The following is a 19195-nucleotide window of genomic DNA, read 5'->3' as shown; positions in this document are numbered from 1 at the left end:
TATTTTACTTACAAAGCTTAAAGGAGATTTATAATGGAAGAATTAAAAGTAATTTTAGAAAAATTTGCACAGTCTGGTTGGGACTTAATTGCTATTCCTTCAAAAGCATATCTTGATGGAAATGGGGCAAAGGAAGAATTAATTAAAGCAATAGAACAAGCAGATAAAGAATGCGGGAACTGTGGTTGTGAGCTTGATCCTTTATATAAAAAGTGTATTGAATTAAAAGAAGTATTGTAATTACATGAATTATTACATTAAAACACAAGAGAAATATATTGATGTTGAAAGGAGATAAGTTCATGAGAGAGAACTTACAGATAAATGCAGACAGATTTTTAGGCTTTGCTGATATTTATGATAGTGTAAGACCTAAATGTCCAGAAAAAGTTAAAGAAATATTACTACGATATTTAGGAAAGAATCCCTATATTGTTGTGGACTTAGGTTGTGGTACAGGTCTTTCCACAATAATCTGGAGTGATATAAGCAATAAGGTAATTGGTATAGAACCAAGTAACGACATGATTAAATTAGCAAGAGAAAAGGCTTTTGATTTAGATAATGTTAATTTTGTTTCTGCATTTTCAGACAATACCGGGTTAGAAGATAGTTCAGTAGATATTATTACATGTTCTCAATCATTTCATTGGATGAATCCAGAAAGTACATTAAATGAGGTGGCAAGAATATTAAAGAAAGGTGGCATTTTTGCAGTTTATGATTGTGACTGGCCACCAGTATGTAATTGGGAAGCGGAAGCTGAATATAACAAACTTTTTGATAAAGTAAAGGAAATTGAGTCCACATATTCGAACGTTAAAGATAGTTTTATAAAATGGGACAAAGAAAATCATCTTTCTAATATTAAAAATAGTATGAATTTCCGTTATGTAAGAGAAATAGTTTTTTCAAATACTGAAATTTGTAATGCACAAAGATTTATTGAAATTGCTTTAAGTCAAGGAGGACTTCAGTCTATTATTAAAGCAAATATAGATGAAATAAGTCCATTTATATCATCGTTTAAAGAGAAAATTATTAATACTTTTGATAACAATGAATTTAAAATAGATTTCTGCTACCGTATGAGGATAGGAATTAAATAGAATTGGAATGTTTATAAGATTTTTTGAAAGAGGGGATTAATTTTTATGGCTTCATGGATGATTCATTTTAGAGTCGCAGATGGTATTAAAGATAGTATTAGAAATGTTGATATAGAAAAATTTATTGTAGGAAATATTGCACCAGACTGTGGTGAATGGAGCAAAGATGGAAAAATATTAAATCCTCCCAAATATATTACACATTGGAAAAATGTGAAAAATAAGAAGACAAGTCTAAAAAATGAATTTTTCTTAAAGTATCTTTCGTGTGGTGAAATGAATAGTTATAAATCTTTTTATTTAGGTTATTATGTCCATTTATTAACGGATATTTTATGGAAAAAGATTATATATACTCCAACAAAGGAAAAATATTTATATAAATTTGATAATATAAATAAACTAAATAGGAATATTAAAGCTGATTTGGCATGTATTGATCACATGTTTTTTAGAGATAATGCATTTGAAACTTTTAAAATGTTTTCGCATATCAAGAGTTTTCCAAATGTGTATCTTGATTATTATTCAGAAAAAGCAATTGAGAATAAAATTATTGAAATATCAAATTATTATACTAATTTTAATGGAAATTTAAATAGAGAATATCAGTTTTTAAATAAGGAACAAGCAGATAAATTTGTTGCACAGGCAATTAGTGAAATAAAAGAGGATTTAATTGTAAAAGGCATAATATAAATTAATTCAAATGCTCTGCAAATAAAATAAAAGTTTTTTAATGGGGGAATAAGTTTGAAAGTCAATAAAATATTTATTGTCTTTATAGCAATATTTTTGGTTCTAATAGGAGTAGGTTCAAATGTTATTAAAAATAAGGAAAATAAAATAGTAGTTGAAAAACAGGTTAATGGAACAGATGAATATGAACTTTACAGTGAAATTATGAGTAGCAAAGAAGTTCAAAATGCAAGAGATATTCTTAGTAGCATTAAGTGGGAAAATGCAACAGTAAATATGGTGCGTAATGCTGATTATGTATTTCATTTTGAAGATACTAGGGAAAAACAAAAGACAAATGGATTAATTTATGCACTATGGATAAGTCCTGATAAAGATAAAATAGAACTTGTCATAGATAGCGAAGTTAAGTATGTTCAATTAGACAAAGAAAAGTCTGAAAAGTTTTTTAAGATAATTACAGGTAAGAATTTGAGCGAGACTTAATAAGTCGCAACATAATGAATAGTTATCTTATACTGTATAGTAATGTTTACAAATGTAGTGGCGATTTTTGAGATTAATATAATACGTTGGAGGTTATTTATGGCTGAAGTTACACGATTAATAAAATATGAAGAATTAGATGAATTATTGCATTTGTATAGGCAATTACATCCTGATGATCCAGATGTCTATGAAAATAAAGATTTAAAGGATATATGGTATTCAATATATAATAATCCAAATCTTTATTATATTGTAGTTGAAGTAGACGGCAAAATAGTTTCATCTTGCAATATATCTATAATAAAAAATCTTACTAGAAATGTACGACCATATGGATTAATAGAAAATGTTATTACTGATTCTAATTATAGAAAAAAAGGACATGCTACAAAGGCTTTAAATATGGCAGTAAATATAGCAGAAGATAATAATTGCTATAAAGTAATGCTTTTAACAGGCTCAAAGAAAGAAGAAACATTAAAATTTTATGAGCAGGCAGGTTTTTCAAGAGGAATAAAAACTGGGTTTATTAAGAATTTATAATATAATTGAATTGAGAGATGTAGGCTGTTAAGGTTAAATAAGTTATGCAACGCAAAATAAATTGTTAATTGAAGTTATTATCAGAAAAATAAAGGAGGATGCCATTAATGGGAAAAATTTTATGCTTTATTTATGATGGTATGGTCGATTTTGAAATGACATTAGCCTGTAGTTTATTAGATAAAGAGGTATTTCCGATTGCCTATGAAATTAAAGTTATAAAAAGCAAATCAGGTATGTGCTATTATCCTATATCTATTGTTAAAGAAGCATTGGAATATACAGATGTTGATGGTTTGATTATACCAGGGGGATATAATGATGAACAAAGAAATGAGCTAACAGAACTCATAAATGAACTAAATAACCAAGGTAAACTATTAGCTGCAATATGTGCAGGACCACAATATTTAGCTAGGGCAGGAGTATTAAAAGGTAAAAAATATACAACTACTTTAACTGAAGATAACCTTAAGGAATATTTTCCAATGGTATCAGAAAACCCATTTCCAAGGGATACATATATAAATGAAAATGTTGTAAGAGATAGCAATATAATTACAGCTGTAGGGAATGCCTTTGTAGATTTTTCTATAGAAATACTTGACTACTTTGGTAACTTTAAAGATGAAGAAGAAAAGAAAAAATGTGCTAGTCATTATAAAGGTTTAAATTAATAGCTATTTATTTTGGGTTACAGACGAGCGTAAGAATGGTTATGAAGAGAATTTTATTGAATGAAAAGTTTGATTTTCGAAAAAATAAAAAAGATGAATTAGTAAATACTATGAAAGATACATTAATTAATATAAGAAGCAGAATAAAGTCACTGGAAGTTTTGAGTTAAGTATAAATTCGGCTAATGAAGCGTCATCAGTAGTAATTAATGATAGCTCTATATTACATTCAATTTATCCCTAGAGGAATAACAACTACTCGAGGGACAGTAGAACCAAGTTCAAAGACTTTTATATGGAATATATTACATTTAATGTATATTGTAATAGATATAAGATAGGGGGATAGAGCAGATGGACAAACAATATTTTATAAAAACTGCAGAGGACTTTCTTGAGCGTTCACAAGATAACTATATAACAAATGAAATAGCTATTTCGGAAAATGTTATAGGAATGAAAATTTTTGAAGCTCCAATTTTAGCATTTGGTTCTGTGGATGATGAGTACTTTACATTATTGAAACAACCATCAGCAATTGGGAAACACTTCATGCTTCCAAAAGAATGGTTACCACAATCCAAGACTGTTATATCATTTTTTTTACCGTTTAGTGAAGCAGTTAAAAAAGGAAATAGAAGGAATATGTCATGGCCTACGGAAGAATGGCTTCATGGGCGCATTGAAGGTCAGAGTTTGTTAAATAAGTTGTGCATACATTTAAAGTCTGAATTGACGAATGCAGGATATAATAGTGTTGTACCTACTTTAGATGAAAGATTCTGGTCGAATGCTAATAATCCAAATCATGAAGAAAAATTTACAAGCAACTGGTCTGAAAGACATGCTGCCTTTATATGTGGACTTGGAACATTCGGGCTTTCTAAAGGACTTATAACCCCAAAAGGTATATCTGGAAGATTTGGTAGTATCATTACAGAATTATATTTATCACCTGATAAAAGACAATACGAGAATATATATGAATACTGTTCAATGTGTGGTAAATGCGTAAAAAATTGTCCAGCCAATGCAATATCCACAAAAAATGGAAAAAATCATATTATATGTTCTGAATTTTTGGACAAGACAATGGAAAAACATAAACCCAGATATGGTTGTGGAAAATGTCAGATAGATGTACCTTGTGAATCTAGAATACCTAAACAGCATAATGTAAAATGAATATTATATTTTTATTAATTAGTATGAATCTTTTCTATATTATAAACCAATAAAAATAAATAGCAAACTGTAAAATCGTATTATTCAGGAGATTGAATTTACGATTTTTTGGTGTGCAATTTTCGTATTTCACGCAGTAAATTTAGAAAATGTTCTTTGAAAATTGAATAATATGATAAATAAAATAATAGTTGTATCAAAAATGTGTTATAATATCCCAATATGGCTGAGGTAATAAAATGAAAGGAGTATGAAATATGGATGAACTGTATTTAATGCAATTAGATTATTTATTAAGGCTCTGCATTGCTGCAATATGTGGGATGGCTATTGGATATGAAAGAAAAAATCGAATGAAAGAGGCTGGAATTAGAACACATTTTATTGTTGCTATAGGGGCAGCACTTATAATGATTATATCAAAATATGGATTCCAAGATCAGATAGGATGGCCGAATATGTCTCTTGATCCATCACGTATAGCTGCTCAAGTTGTCACAGGAGTTGGATTCCTTGGGGCAGGGATAATTTTTATGCAAAAGCAAACAATAGTAGGATTAACAACTGCAGCAGGAGTTTGGGCTACAGCAGCTATAGGGTTGGCTATAGGTTCTGGGCTCTATTTCGTTGGAATAGCAGCTACTACCATTACTATATTGGGACAAATACTTTTGCATGGTAAAATTAGATTTTTATCATCTCCAAAGACAGAAACATTAACGTTACAAATTGTGGATGAGCCAGATGCTATTAAATTTCTTCAAGAAATCTTTGAAGATAATGAGATAACTATAATTAATTTAAAGAGCAAGAGAGATGAAAAATCCGCATTAATAGATGTGAAAGTTGTGATAAGAATATACGAATCATTTAATATAACTAAATTCTTAAATATATTGCAAAGTAAAGATTTTATAAGGTCTTTAGAATTTTAAGGGGAAATAAGTTATACTAATAAAGAATAAATTTAATAAAAGCAATGGCTATAAAAATACTGTATTATTCAAAAAAATGAATTTACAGTGTTTTTTATTTAGCAGTACTAAGATAAGCTCCTATAAAGAGGAGCCTACAACTTTGGTAAGTAATTTAAGGAAATTGTCTTTAGCAAGTATATTATAGGTAAAAGCTAAAAGAAATATACTAGTAAAATCATGAAAAATTAATTCGCAATATGTAAATTGACGTAGCAAATTATAAAAATATTCCTTGAAAATTGAAGAATGCGTTTTTTACAATTTATGTTATAATCAAAATATAAAAGTAGAATAGAATTAAGTTATATTAAGGAGAATTGTTTTTATGAATAGTTTGTTTTTAGGATTTATAGCATGCTTTATATCATATTTAATAGTTGATTTTCTTGGTAGAAAATTAGACATAGAAAGACGAATAAATCGTACTAAAAGCATGCGAATCAGTGTGCTCTTAATTGTTGTTCTATTTAATATTATTAGTGTATCACTTGTTGAAAGTTTTGCTACAAGAGAATACCAATTTTTGCTTAAGTCTTTTTTGGCTGGAGCAACATTATACTTTATTGTTTTTATATTACCAATTAGTAATAGGAAAAATAAATTGTAATATTTATTGAATAATGCGATATTAACAATATATGTTATAATAAAAAATATATTATTAAGAGGATGTAAAGTTTATGATTTATAAATATTGTGCTAAATGTCATGAATTACAAGCATGATAATGGTTACAACAGAAAAAGAAGAAAAAGATGATAACTCATAATAGAAAAAGAAGTCAAATTATTTGGGGGAAATATTACTTATAACACAAACTAAAAGAGGGGGGCAATATAGGTATGAAACAGCACTGGTGTGGGCCTAACGGAGCAATTGATTCAAAATGGATATGGCGCTTATAACCTTTAATTAATCTTTTCATATTTTAGATAGATTAGACCTTGAAGATATAAAAAAAATGCTAAAATTCTATATTTTTAGCACTCTATTTTAGGTAGATTAGGTAGAAATCCTTAGTCTGCCTTTATGTTTTTTAATTACAAATTTACAAGATATATTTATTTGACAAGAATCTGACAAAATTTGATAGTATTATAATATATAGAGGTGAAAACAATGAGATATTTAACAATAACTGATGTATTTATAAAAAGAAATAAAATAAATGGAAGAATAATAGATATTAATAAATTAAAAGAAAATATTTCAGATTATAGGATATGGTTAGAAAAAACTCACAGAAGGGATAAAATAGAAAACTATGAGGAATTCTTACAAGTACACTAATTATTTTTAAAGAGCAGTAGCAAGGAGAAATCTAACTACTGCTTTATTTTCTATAATTATAATATGATATAATTGTAAATTAAGATTTACCAGAGAAATATGGATAAATAAATAATGGAGAGAAGTTTTATGATTTTACAAATATATATTTTTTATGACAAGTTACAAATAAGACATATTGTATTTTATAGCGCAATATGATATTATTATTTTGCGAGTTACAATATCGAAAATGTGTAACTTGTAGCGTTGATTTTGAAGTTTAAAGGAGGATTTTTTATGCGTAATTTTATAAGCAGAGCGGTCCGGCTTGAATCATTCGGGGGGCCTGAGGTTCTCAATGTCTGCGAAGTACCAGTGCCACAGGCCGGCTCTGGGCAGATTCGAGTGCGTGTCACCGAGGCCGGACTGAACCCGATGGACTGGTTCATGACCTCAGATGCAGACACCGCCACTCGTTTTGGCTTGAGTCTGCCATGTGGGTTTGGAACCGACTATGCCGGAATTGTGGACCAGGTCGGTGATGGTGTGACTGAGTTTGCGGTCGGTGACCGCGTGTTCGGTGGCGCCCTTTCCCGCACGGTAGCTACCTATGTAATAGTAGACGTGGCAGGGACAATCGCGGCGGGCGGCGACGCGCACCACACTCCAGACGGTGTCGACGATCGCACCGCCGCCACCCTTTCTATCGCGGGCTGCACCGCCTCTGCAGCCCTCGCCGTGGTTAACCCCGGCCAGGATGACACGATACTCATTGGCGGTGCAGGAGGAGGGGTCGGCGTGTTCGCTGTCCAGCTCGCTCGACTTGTAGGCGCGCGAGTGATCGGAACGGGATCGGCGACCTCGGCCGATGCTCTGCGGGCTCTCGGGGCCGAGCCGGTAACCTATGGGGACGGCATGGTCGACCGGGTTCGCGCCATGGCTCCTGACGGTATCACTGCAGCGATCGACCTATACGGGACAGACACGATGCAGGCAGCACGAGAACTTGGCGTTCCGGACGAGCGCATAACCACCATCGCCGCACAGGTCGACGGGATCACGCCGGCAAGCGGCGCTAACGTCGCCCCTGGCGCAATAGAAGAGATTGCTCGCTTGGTAGCTACGGACCAGCTCCATGTGCCAATCGCAGCAAGTTTCCCGATGGAGCAGATCCGCGCTGCGGTTGAGCTTCAAGCCGGCCGTCACGTGCACGGTAAGATAGTCATCGACATCTAGGTGCTGTTACACAGCTTTGTCGTTGTTAGCTTGGCTGGCAAGATCATTGTTATGGTCATCCATATAAAGTTAGTTTAGATAAGTTTAATGTTAAGAATATTAATGTATTTAGAACCGATTTAGAAGGGATAATAATAGCTATATCAAATGGAATAGAGATAACATTTAATGTAAGTCAGCTTTATAAGAGCTCTAATAAAACTGGGGATTTAAAGAAAAACTAAACATTATATTTAAGATAAATATGAAACTAGGAATTTATTTCCTAGTTTCATTTGTTGTGCGCCCAGCATGGGCGCAATCTAACTGGTGAAAGTTCTGAGCGGGTTGATAGTGCCAAGAGCAAGGGTGTCCTCGGCGATGCGGAATCTAAAGGAAGCTCGAGGCAAACTTCTGGTCTGACGAACAAGGCATATATATGTGGGGTAAAGTCGCAACACAAACTAAAGCCCTAAACTGGAGTAAATGCAGTAGATATATGGAAGGAAAGATTACGTTCTTTAACTATCAATAACCGTATTAAAATTACAGCAAACAAAAGCTTGTAGTTGCTACATTAAAGAATTAATTAAAAAATGTAATATTTACAATCTATGCTATAATATACCTAGATGGTAAATTAGCATGAATTAACCCGTTATGGGAGGGGGATTCTTATGAGCAAGATTTTAATACTGGGTGGAAGTGGACTTATAGGAACAGCAGTAATAAATGAGATGACTCAATATAATCAATTTGATGTTTATTCAACTTATTTTCAAAATCCAATACTGTTGAACCAAGGTAAAGGCTTTAAACTCGATATTCAAGATGAAGATAAAATAAGTAGTATATTGCATAACTTAAAGCCTCAAATTATAATTTCATGTTTAAGAGGAAATTTTAAGAAACAGCTAATTTTACATATAAAAGCTGCTGAATATTTAAGGGAGAATGGTGGTAGCTTATACTTTTTCTCTACTGCAAATGTCTTTGATAATGATTTAAGTAGGCCTCATTATGAAGATGATTCACCAACTTCTAAAACTAATTATGGACAATATAAAATAGAATGCGAGAAAAAAATATCGGAAATATTATATGGTGATGCTTGTATATTAAGAATTCCTCAAGTTTTTGGGAAAAGTTCTTTAAGAATGAATGAACTATTAAATTCACTTAATAACAATAAAGAAATTACTGTATATCCAAAACTTTATAATAATACAAATACTGATATTATGATAGCGAAACAATTATGCTACATAATAAATAGCGGCTTAAAGGGTATTTTTCATTTAGGATCAGAGGATGTAGTTAATTATAAAAATTTTTATGAAGAATTAATAACAGAATTGAGGTTTAGAAATGTAATAATTAAAGAGAATTTTGATGAAGAAGGATATTTTGCACTCTTATCAAAAAGGATAAATAAATTTCCGAAACAATTAAGGCTTACTAATAAATCAGTAATCAAGTATTTAATTAATTGATACTAAGAATATGTTTTTGTGTATTACGAATTATTCTTAAAAAAGTAAGGGTAATGTATAGCGTGCTAATTATACAATTTTAGCAAGTAGAATGAAAGGAAACATTATGAAAACAAAATTTATGTTAATAATATCAATCCTTCTATTGGTGGTAGCAAGTATCCTTTTATGGAAAGGTAGTAACAATGAAATTATAACTGCTTTATTGATGATTTCAATGATATTAAATCTTATTAGAGGATTTGTTAATTTATGGAATGAGCGAAAATTAAAATAAATTATGTTAGCTTAAGGAGATGATAAATAGTGATTATTGGCTTTGTTATGTCGGGAATATTTGGATTGCTTTTTTAGTGTGGCTTATATATTTTTTCAAAAATGTACATCTTACTCCTGAAAAGGCCTTTGATAAATATAAAAAATAATAATTGAAGGAGAATTTAATATGAAATATTGTTTTAAAAAGGAAGATGTACCTTCATTAGAAGAATCAAAAATGTTATTAAAGGAAGCCGAAGATTTAAATCCAGGGCCTTGGGTAATGCATTCTATGTATGTAGCAGAAGGAGCAAAACTTATAGCAGAGCAAACAGAAAATCTAAATCCTGAAGTTGCATATGTTTTGGGAATGTTACATGACATAGGAAGAAGAGAAGGTGTACATGCTATGAGACATGGATTAGATGGATATAGATATGCAATTAGTAATGGATATGAGTTAGTAGCCCAAATTTGTTTAAGCCATACAGCATTTAAATATAATAATGAAGTTGTTGTTGTAGGAAGATGGGATGGTACTATTGAAGAATACAATTTTGTAAAAGATTATCTATCGCGTATAGAGGAAACAGACTATGATAAATTAATAAAGTTATGTGATTATCTAGCGCTACCAAGTGGATTTATATTGATAGAGAAAAGAATTGTTGATATAGCACTAAGAGGAGGAATTAATGAATATGCAATTCCAAGATGGGAATCAACTTTTGAAATTAAAGATTATTTTGAAGAGAAAATAAGAAAATCTATTTATAGTTTGCTACCAAATGTGAAAGAAAATACGTTTGGATTTTAAAAATTAAAAGGAATTAATGGCAAGATTAATTAAAAGGAAGAATTAAATAATTTTAGGAGGCTATATTATGGGTGATTGGAGTTCAGTACAATATTTAATGTTTAAAAATGAAAGAACACAATCAGCAATTGACTTGGCTAATCGTATTTTTATCGATAATCCTAAAAAGATTATTGATATAGGATGTGGTCCAGGAAATAGTAGTCAGGTTTTAGCCAAGAGATTTCCAAATGCATACATTCTTGGGGTTGATAATTCTGCAAATATGGTTGAGGCAGCAAAAACAGATTATCCTAATCTTGATTTTAAGATTTGTGATGTAAATAAAGATTTATCAATTCTTGATAATGATTTTGATGTTGTTTTTTCAAATGCTTGCATTCAGTGGATACCAAATCATAATCAACTTTTGAAGAAGATGCTTGGGTTATTAAAACCAGGAGGAATACTTGCTATACAAACGCCAATGAATTATAATGAGCCAATTCATAAAATTATTGGAGAGGTTTCAGAAAGTGAAAAATGGAAATCAGAGTTTAGTAATCCTAGAATTTTTTACAATTTAACACAAAGCGAATATTTTGATTTACTATCAGAAATTTCATCTGAATTTTCTATGTGGGAAACTACATATTGCCACAAGTTAAAATCCCACGAAGACATTATGGAATGGTATCGTGGTACAGGATTAAGACCATATTTAAATGTTTTATCAGATAAAAAAAAGAAGGATTTTGAGAAAGATATTTTTGACAGAGTTAAGACAGAATATCCAAAACAGAAAAATGGAAGTGTTATTTTTAGGTTCCCAAGGTTCTTTTTTATAGCAACATCAAAAGGTGCTTCTTAATGAAGAAAAGTTTTTATCTAAAAATTTATCTGGGTATGATGAATAGTGCGGAAAGGTGAGATGTAAATTAATTCCGTTTATATGGTAGGTGTAATATTAGAGAAGCCATTATGCAAAATAATAGTCAAAATAAAAATGACTATTTCATTATCTTTGAAAATCAACATGATTTTGTATTATAAATTAAAAGGTAGTCTAAATTTAAATAAAATTAGACTACCTTTTTGGTATATATATGGATAATTTATAGATAGACAAACTATTCATTGGGCTTATATATAGAATAATTACCTAAAATTATTTTTGAAATAGGGTATTAAATTCACTCGGATCTATTACTAAAGTCTTATTGGTATGGTAAATAACCATACCAGGTTTTGCTCCATTTGGTTTCTTTAATTCTTTAACCTTTGTATAATCGACAGGTAACTTTGAAGACTCTTTTCCTTTACTGTAGAAACCGGCAATTATTGCAGCTTCTTCAAGGGTCTTATCGGGAACCTCGAAAGAGCAGACAATAACATGTGAACCAGGTATATCTTTTGCATGAAGCCAAAGATGATTTTTATTAGCAAACTTTAAACTTAAATATTCATTTTGTAAGTTATTTTTTCCAACATATATGTCAATACCATCACTTGAAACAAAATGATGTGGCTTGGATGCCTTATTTTGTTTAGAATTTTTATTATTTTTTCTATAACGAATATACCCTGTCTCAATTAATTCATTTTTTATATCATCAATTTCAGTATAGCTTTCTGCATTTAGGATATTAGTAAGCACGGAATTAAGATAAGCTATTTCATCCGAATTTTTTTCAAGTTGCAGTTTAGCATACTCTTCTGAAATCTTAAGTTTATTATATTTCTTATAATAATATTGAACATTTTCAGAAGGAGTTTTTGTTGAGTTTAAAGAAATTTTTACATATTCTTCTTCAGTTTCATTATAGAAATTAAGCAATGTACATTCAGTATCGCCTTTTTTTATTGTATAAATGTAGGAAGTTAAAAGATCTCCCTTTATTTTAAAAGAATCTTTTTCAGAGCATTCCTTAAGTGTTTCATTGAGTATTCTTAGTTTCTTATTGCATCTTTCAATATTAGTATGAAGAAGCTTTTGCAAATCAGTAGATTTATTTTGAAGTCTATCCTGCTTATCCTTCTTTTCATAAAATGCATCCATTAAAGTGTTTGGATCGCCGTATGGTATTGATAAAAAATTTTCTTCTAAAGAATTCAATTTTAACGAATAAAAGTCTTTAACAATACCAGTTTTAGTTGTATATATATTATAAGAAATATTTTCATTTAAATTTGTTATGAGCTTTTTGAAATCATCACAAATTTCCTGTATTGTAGGTGATGCGTTACATTTTACAATTTTGTAAAATAAATCTGTAGATAATAGTTTACTTATTCCAGTAAAACAATTAAAATAAAATTTGTCATCAAAAATAATAGAATTTTTGTTTACAAAAGAATTTAATTCTTCAAATGTAGTAGAAAAAGGATTTAATTTAGTAGATGCTGGTGGATAAACAAAATTAACACCTGGATATAGAACTCTATAGCTGTTTATATCAGGAGTGATATGTTTAATAGATTCCATTACTTTATTATCTCTATTTCTAACTAAAGTAATGTTAGAATGGCGTCCCATAATTTCGATAATTAGAGAGTACACACTATCAAAACCTAGTTCATCTCTATTTTCAATTTCCATAATTAAAATTCTATCATTATCTTTTTGTGTAAGTTTTGTAATCCTTCCTCCAAGTATGTATTTTCTAAGAACCATTAAATACATAGGAGCTTTAATAGGATTTTCTTTTGTACTATTTGTTAAGTGAATTCTAGCAAATCTAGGTGATGATGAAATTAATAGTTTTAAATTTTTACGATCTTTTCTTAAGGTTAAAATTATTTCATCCTTTTCAGGTTGATTTATCTTATCTATTTTAGAATTTAATATTGATTTTTCTAAATCATTTATTAAACTATATAAGTAGATACCATCTAATGCCATATTATGTCATCCTTTCTTAGTGTAACTAAGAATAGTATAACATTATAACTATATAATTATCAATTATCAGCAAAATGTGAAGGCTGAAGTGATTACATAAAAAATTTGAGAAACTATCGAAAAAGTGCAAATATATGTATATAATAATATATGTAGTAAAAACATGTTATTTAAAGGAAGTTGTATATATGTTCTAATCGACAATATATACAATAATTAGTAGTAAATAATAAAATTATATTTAAGTTTCTTAAAATAAGTATTTATTTAAGGATGTAGAAGTTTAATTAAAATATATATTTACAATTTAAAAAATGAATTAAATGGACAATAAGCTGCTTTATATTGATAAGGTATAAAGTGTTTTAAAGCTAATAATGCGCTTAGAACTTTCCTTAGGTGCTGTTATAAAAAATATATAAAAAATAATCTAATTTAGGAGGAAGTTAAATGGACTTTTATAAAATGCAGGGGGCAGGAAATGATTTTGTATTTGTTGAAGATTTTGATAATAAAATCGAAGATGAATGCAAGCTTGCTGTAAAATTGTGCGATAGGCATTTTGGAATTGGCGCTGATGGGTTAGTTATTGTAAGAAAATCAGAAGTGGCAAACGCAAAGATGGTTATTATAAATGCAGATGGATCAAGAGCTAATATGTGTGGAAATGCAATAAGGTGTTTTGGAAAATATGTATTTGAGCATAAAATAGCAGATGGCACTAGATTTTCAGTGGAAACTGGAGATGGGATTAAGGAAATAGAAATAATATTAGAAAATAATAAAGTTATATATGTAAGAGTTTACATGGGGAAACCATCTTACAATGGATGTGATATACCATTAAATAATATGGAAAGTCTTATAGAGAAAGAAATTACTGTTAATGGTAGAACATATATTATGACTACTGTATTAATGGGAGTTCCTCACACGATTATTTTTGAGGATGACAGAGAATATGGCGTTGCCAGCGAAGGAGCTAAAATAGAGAAGCTTGATATATTTAAAGAAGGAAGTAATGTAAATTTTGTAAAGATAGTTGATAAGATTCATATAAGAGTTAATACATGGGAAAGAGGGGCGGGTGCAACTCTTGCATGTGGTACAGGATGTAGTGCATCTGTAGTAGTAGCTAAGAAATTTGGACTTGTAGATAAAGATAAAGAAATTTATGTTAAAGCGCCAGGTGGTGAATTAATTATAGAAGTTTTAGGGGACGATGTATACATGAAAGGTCCTGCAGAAGTATCATTTGAAGGAAAGACAACTTTGTAACAATTGTAGTAGATGAGGGAATAAGAAATGAAATTATCAAAGGGTAAGTGTTGGAGCATATTAGTTTTCGTTGTATTATCTCTGTTTGCACTTGGATGTTCAGCTCAAAAAGGAGAAACTCCTAGTAAAACAGAGCAGATTAATTTAAATTTAGGGGCTGTATTAAAAAGTGAAGATGGGGCGTATAAATTATATAATTATGAAGGCGGAAAGTATGGAAATGCGAAAAGTAATAATATTATTTTAACTTACGATAAAAGCAGTTCAAACTATATTACCGTTGAAAATGGTAAAGATTATGTAGTAAGTGCTAAAAATAAATTTGAAATTAAAGATTCAAGCTATAGCGAACTAAAATTATCAAAAGGTGGGAAGTATATATCTTATTTTATAGATGATGATGGGCTTAAATTAAAAGTATTCGATACAAGTCAAAATAAACAAATAGATATTAAATCCAATGTTTCTATATCTGGAACTTTATATGATTGGTATGATACTGATACTTTAATTTATTATGGAGTTAGTGATGATGGAATAAATGGATTATTTACCTATAGCATAAAAGAAAATAAAGAAGAATTGCTTTATAACATAAAAGAGGGGTATTTGGCTTACTTAAAAGGTATTGATGATAATGTAGTATTTGTGCAGCTAACTTTGGAAAACAAGAAAGAATTAATGATGATAAATAAGCAGACAAAAGAAGTTAAGCTTTTATCAAAGGATATAGATGAGCTTACAGATATAGAGATATATAATGATAAATTATATTTTACTGGTAAAGCATCTAATAATGTTGATTCATTATATGAGATTGATGATAATAAATCTAAAAGATTAGTTTTTGATTTTCCTGCTGTAGTAAAAATAGAAAAAGGATTAGAAATAGATGATAGCGGGAATGTTTTATTTATAGGTGCAAATAAATTAAATGATACTGAGGAGCAAATTTATACATATACAAAGGATGGAAGTATAAGTTCCGTGTCGAAGAATTCAACGGACTATGCATTTATAGATTATAAAAGTTAATATATTAATTATAAATTTATTTTAAGGAGACGCTTATAGAAATATAAGTGTCTTTTCTTATGAGAAAATGTAACACAAATTTAACAATCTAAGTGAATACATTTATCATAAGTTTGAGAGAATTTAATTGAAAATATAACAAATAAGGATGGTGAAAACTATGACTCCAAAAGAATTGGCAAGAAAAACTATTAGAGATATTACTAAAAGAAGAGCTAAATCTGACCATGAATATTATGCCTATCAAAAAGAACAAAATGTTAGGAAATTAAGGAACTGGAGTGTAAGAGTTGGAGGATGCCGTTGGTAAAAATAAAACATAGCAGAAAATAAATTATGATTTAAAATATTAAGAGAGATGCTGCATTAATTAAATTAATGTGGCATTTTTTATAGCTGTCTAACTTTAAAGCCAAGTTATAACTTAATGAAATTACATATGCGTTCATTCAAGAAGTTATGAAATTGAATATAGAAGCAGGTAAACTGGATAAATACAAAAAAATATTACATATTCTAAGTTATTGTAATTGATATATAGATGTAGTATAATTGTTGATAATATCAACAAATTAGGAGGAGAGTATGAAGAAAGAAGAAGTAATTAGAAAAGAATTACGACTAATTATAAGAGAGTTAGGTCTGCTTAATCACAATTGTTTGAATTCAGAGTTAACCCTTGCACAGGCTCATATATTAAATTATCTAAAGCAAAACGGAAGTACTCCATTTAATGAATTGTTAATGCAGCTAGGAATTGATAAAGCTTCCCTTAGCAGAATACTCAATAATCTAGAAAATAAAAATTATATTGAGATGAAAAAATCTCAGAGTGATAAAAGAATGAAAGATGTTGAGATTTTACATTTAGGCATGGAGGCTATAATTGATGGAGATATTAAAGCAAATGAATATATTAATGATATTTTACTTTTAGGAAGTAATGAAGAGGCGAATAATATTATGAAAGCATTTAAGAATTTTAGAATTCTAGCATTGAAAAATAATCTTATAAAAAATGACTCTAGAGTAACCATAGAAAGAATTGAAGCAAATTATATGGAGGATGCAATAAAACTAGCAACAGAAGTGTTTACTGATGAGCAAAATATACCTTCAGAATTAGTGCCAGTAAATGAAGAATTGAAACCAATGTGGTGGTGTGCTAGAGTCGGAGAGGACATTATTGGTGTAACGGCAGCTTGGAAGGAAAAAAACAAGTGGCACTGGGGGAGATTTGCAGTTGATAAAAGAGTGAGGGGCATAGGGATTGGCAATAAAATAGCTATGTTTTCGTTGCAGGAGATCTTTAATATTGGCGCAGATGAAATTTTTATTGAAGCAAGGGATATTACATTAAGGATGTTAGAAAAGCTTGGATGCGAAGTCGTTGGGGAAGCAGATGATTTTTACGGTGATTCAGTAACGCCTATAATAGTGAAAAAATGTATTTTCATGAATAAGTAACTTTGAAAATGCATGTATTTAAAGAAGAACAAATAAAAGTGGCATCTAAGAAGGATTTTCTAAGCTTTTCTAGAATTCAATTTTTAGAAGAGGTGAGTTTATATGAGAAGCAATGAGATAGAATTTATTGATTTAACTAACAAACAATATGAAGCACTAATTGAAACACAAATGGAAACCTACAAAAAAATATTAGATTTTTGCAAAGAAAATATAAATGATTTAGAAAAAATAAAAATAATAGATAATAAGATATTGGAAATAGAAGAAAAAACATTAACTGAACTTGAAAAGATAAGAGTTTATAATAAAATATTTATAGAATCAATTAAATAAAATTTATGTATTTACAGTCAACTGAAGTTTTTATAGCAGTAAAAAAATGTAACATTTTTGCTTAATTATAATATATTGAATAATTGGGTGATAATATGAGCAAAATTGGAGTAATCATAAAATGTATATTTAAATATAAGGATAAAAAATATAAAGTTGAAGATGTAATACCAGATTGCTTAGAAAAAGAAAAGGCAATGTTTTTATATAGAGATGGTAACTATTCAGATGATATTTATAGAGCTGGATTAATAAGAATAAGATATGGGGAAGAAGAAATTCCAAATTTGCCAAGAGAAAGTAAGGAAATAGAACTTGTAAATATAGAAGTAGAATGAAATTAGGATAGAAATAGAATAAAAATGGGGGTTGCTGTGGCAACCCTTTTTTAACTTTTTGTAAGTAGAAATTTAACAGAAAACATGGTAATTAGTTAATTATATAAAAATTTGTTATACAATTAGTTGGGAAAATGAGGAATTTCCAAGATTTATGCATTGAATAAATTAGAAGCATACGCTAACATAGAAATAATGGTTGTAAATAATTAACACAATTTCATATTAACATGATTATTTGAATAGAGGTACAAGAAATGAGTGCTATATTGGAAATTGAAGCAAGGATTTATGAAATGAGACAAGCATTATATGAAGTCATAGACAGAAAAAATAATTTATTAGATAGTGAAGTAATTACTGCGAGTAAAAAGCTTGATGAATTATTAAATGAATATAACAAGTTAACTAGAGAAGAGATAAAATAATTGCCTTGTAAAATATAAAATTGAATATAATAATTGGGAACTCTATTAAGGTGGGGTTCTTTTTTATGGAAATTGTAAAATTTTAAAGGAATTTAGTACTTTTTATATAATTATTTAATATAATATTTCATTTGAAATTTATTTATTTTACGCAAAGATAAAATATCGGAATTTAAAAACTTAAAGAGGAAAGTGAGGTGTAATAGGCAGAATGAATATTTTTTATTTAATAGAATTATTGTTGTCTGGCCTATTAAATTAAATGAATAACTCAGGTATATGTGGCTGGTTAGCTAGAGATGGGAAGTTTTATGAGTGTGGTGAATCTAAACACAATCTCTTAGCATCTAAATTAGAAAAAGATTTAAATCTAGAAATATTTGATGAAAGAAGAGCTATTTATCTTCATGATACAGCATTATTAGAGGCATTAGGATTTATTAAATTTACACAATCTACTTATGGATTAGTTGGAGAAGCTTATGATAATCAGTTCATGTTATTTTTCGGAAAAAGATTTTCTTACGAACAGCGTAAATGGATGGACGAAAATATATTAAAAATGTCATCAGGTCAAAGAGCAGAATGCCGACAGAGACTTATTGTAGGATATTAAAATATATATGTTGCAATTAGTATTTTACAAAGTACAATTGGCAATATCATTTGCAATCCTTATAAGATTTTTTGAATTGTGG

Annotated in this window: 23 protein-coding genes; 22 read left to right on the top strand and 1 reads right to left on the bottom strand. The window is 29.4% G+C overall.

Annotated features, from left to right (window positions below; all coding sequences use genetic code 11):
- The first annotated feature begins 33 nt into the window (after positions 1–33).
- The 14 genes from CLOBL_RS05895 to CLOBL_RS05835 all read left to right on the top strand — a co-directional run bounded on the left by CLOBL_RS05895 (position 34) and on the right by CLOBL_RS05835 (position 11584).
- Positions 34–240, top strand: coding sequence for a hypothetical protein (locus CLOBL_RS05895; protein ID WP_009170282.1), 207 nt, complete (start codon positions 34–36; stop codon positions 238–240).
- Between the two features lie 62 nt (positions 241–302).
- The gene (locus CLOBL_RS05890) at positions 303–1109 is read left to right on the top strand and encodes a class I SAM-dependent methyltransferase (RefSeq protein WP_077858166.1); all 807 of its coding nucleotides are present in this window, start codon (positions 303–305) and stop codon (positions 1107–1109) included.
- Between the two features lie 45 nt (positions 1110–1154).
- A complete protein-coding gene (locus CLOBL_RS05885) occupies positions 1155–1808 on the top strand; it encodes a zinc dependent phospholipase C family protein (RefSeq protein ID WP_077858165.1) in 654 nt (217 codons plus the stop codon).
- A 54-nt stretch (positions 1809–1862) separates the two neighbouring features.
- Positions 1863–2294 carry a hypothetical protein gene (locus CLOBL_RS05880; RefSeq protein WP_077858164.1) on the top strand — a complete coding sequence of 144 codons (432 nt, stop codon included), beginning with the start codon at positions 1863–1865 and terminating at the stop codon, positions 2292–2294.
- 99 nt (positions 2295–2393) lie between these two features.
- The gene (locus tag CLOBL_RS05875) at positions 2394–2840 is read left to right on the top strand and encodes a GNAT family N-acetyltransferase (protein ID WP_077858163.1); all 447 of its coding nucleotides are present in this window, start codon (positions 2394–2396) and stop codon (positions 2838–2840) included.
- 107 nt (positions 2841–2947) lie between these two features.
- Positions 2948–3517, top strand: coding sequence for a DJ-1/PfpI family protein (locus tag CLOBL_RS05870; RefSeq protein WP_077858162.1), 570 nt, complete (start codon positions 2948–2950; stop codon positions 3515–3517).
- Between the two features lie 354 nt (positions 3518–3871).
- On the top strand, positions 3872–4702 hold the full coding sequence (locus tag CLOBL_RS05865) for a 4Fe-4S binding protein (RefSeq protein ID WP_077858161.1): 831 nt from the start codon (positions 3872–3874) through the stop codon (positions 4700–4702).
- A 257-nt stretch (positions 4703–4959) separates the two neighbouring features.
- Positions 4960–5637 (top strand): MgtC/SapB family protein, encoded by a 678-nt coding sequence (locus CLOBL_RS05860; RefSeq protein WP_077858160.1) that lies wholly within the window; start codon positions 4960–4962, stop codon positions 5635–5637.
- A 367-nt stretch (positions 5638–6004) separates the two neighbouring features.
- Positions 6005–6286: a hypothetical protein gene (locus tag CLOBL_RS05855; RefSeq protein WP_077858159.1), complete on the top strand. Its 282-nt coding sequence runs from the start codon at positions 6005–6007 to the stop codon at positions 6284–6286.
- Between the two features lie 512 nt (positions 6287–6798).
- A complete protein-coding gene (locus tag CLOBL_RS27905; RefSeq protein ID WP_009170292.1) occupies positions 6799–6969 on the top strand; it encodes a hypothetical protein in 171 nt (56 codons plus the stop codon).
- Positions 6970–7248: 279 nt separating this feature from the next.
- Positions 7249–8187: an NADP-dependent oxidoreductase gene (locus tag CLOBL_RS05850; protein ID WP_077858158.1), complete on the top strand. Its 939-nt coding sequence runs from the start codon at positions 7249–7251 to the stop codon at positions 8185–8187.
- Between the two features lie 656 nt (positions 8188–8843).
- The gene (locus CLOBL_RS05845) at positions 8844–9659 is read left to right on the top strand and encodes a sugar nucleotide-binding protein (protein ID WP_077858157.1); all 816 of its coding nucleotides are present in this window, start codon (positions 8844–8846) and stop codon (positions 9657–9659) included.
- Between the two features lie 445 nt (positions 9660–10104).
- Positions 10105–10734 carry an HD domain-containing protein gene (locus CLOBL_RS05840; protein ID WP_077858156.1) on the top strand — a complete coding sequence of 210 codons (630 nt, stop codon included), beginning with the start codon at positions 10105–10107 and terminating at the stop codon, positions 10732–10734.
- Positions 10735–10801: 67 nt separating this feature from the next.
- Positions 10802–11584 (top strand): methyltransferase domain-containing protein, encoded by a 783-nt coding sequence (locus tag CLOBL_RS05835; RefSeq protein ID WP_077858155.1) that lies wholly within the window; start codon positions 10802–10804, stop codon positions 11582–11584.
- Between the two features lie 297 nt (positions 11585–11881).
- On the opposite strand, the gene CLOBL_RS05830 is transcribed toward CLOBL_RS05835, so the two are convergent.
- Positions 11882–13615: an NFACT RNA binding domain-containing protein gene (locus CLOBL_RS05830; protein ID WP_077858154.1), complete on the bottom strand. Its 1734-nt coding sequence runs from the start codon at positions 13613–13615 to the stop codon at positions 11882–11884.
- A 450-nt stretch (positions 13616–14065) separates the two neighbouring features.
- Between CLOBL_RS05830 and dapF the strand changes: the two genes are divergently transcribed.
- The 8 genes from dapF to CLOBL_RS05795 all read left to right on the top strand — a co-directional run bounded on the left by dapF (position 14066) and on the right by CLOBL_RS05795 (position 19113).
- Positions 14066–14893 carry a diaminopimelate epimerase gene (gene dapF / locus CLOBL_RS05825; protein WP_077858153.1) on the top strand — a complete coding sequence of 276 codons (828 nt, stop codon included), beginning with the start codon at positions 14066–14068 and terminating at the stop codon, positions 14891–14893.
- 27 nt (positions 14894–14920) lie between these two features.
- The gene (locus tag CLOBL_RS05820; RefSeq protein ID WP_077858152.1) at positions 14921–15928 is read left to right on the top strand and encodes a hypothetical protein; all 1008 of its coding nucleotides are present in this window, start codon (positions 14921–14923) and stop codon (positions 15926–15928) included.
- 160 nt (positions 15929–16088) lie between these two features.
- Positions 16089–16238, top strand: coding sequence for a hypothetical protein (locus CLOBL_RS27900; protein ID WP_009170302.1), 150 nt, complete (start codon positions 16089–16091; stop codon positions 16236–16238).
- A gap of 275 nt (positions 16239–16513) precedes the next feature.
- On the top strand, positions 16514–17395 hold the full coding sequence (locus tag CLOBL_RS05815; protein ID WP_077858151.1) for a GNAT family N-acetyltransferase: 882 nt from the start codon (positions 16514–16516) through the stop codon (positions 17393–17395).
- A gap of 102 nt (positions 17396–17497) precedes the next feature.
- Positions 17498–17731: a hypothetical protein gene (locus CLOBL_RS05810; protein ID WP_009170303.1), complete on the top strand. Its 234-nt coding sequence runs from the start codon at positions 17498–17500 to the stop codon at positions 17729–17731.
- Positions 17732–17826: 95 nt separating this feature from the next.
- On the top strand, positions 17827–18069 hold the full coding sequence (locus tag CLOBL_RS05805) for a hypothetical protein (RefSeq protein WP_009170304.1): 243 nt from the start codon (positions 17827–17829) through the stop codon (positions 18067–18069).
- Between the two features lie 257 nt (positions 18070–18326).
- A complete protein-coding gene (locus tag CLOBL_RS05800; RefSeq protein ID WP_009170305.1) occupies positions 18327–18497 on the top strand; it encodes an aspartyl-phosphate phosphatase Spo0E family protein in 171 nt (56 codons plus the stop codon).
- Positions 18498–18759: 262 nt separating this feature from the next.
- Positions 18760–19113 carry a hypothetical protein gene (locus tag CLOBL_RS05795; RefSeq protein WP_077858150.1) on the top strand — a complete coding sequence of 118 codons (354 nt, stop codon included), beginning with the start codon at positions 18760–18762 and terminating at the stop codon, positions 19111–19113.
- Positions 19114–19195 lie beyond the last annotated feature (82 nt).

This window comes from Clostridium sp. BL-8, from assembly GCF_002006495.1.
Taxonomy (GTDB): Bacteria; Bacillota; Clostridia; order Clostridiales; family Clostridiaceae; genus Clostridium.
Note: the sequence above shows the minus strand (reverse complement) of the source record. Positions and strands in the feature narration are given on the sequence as shown.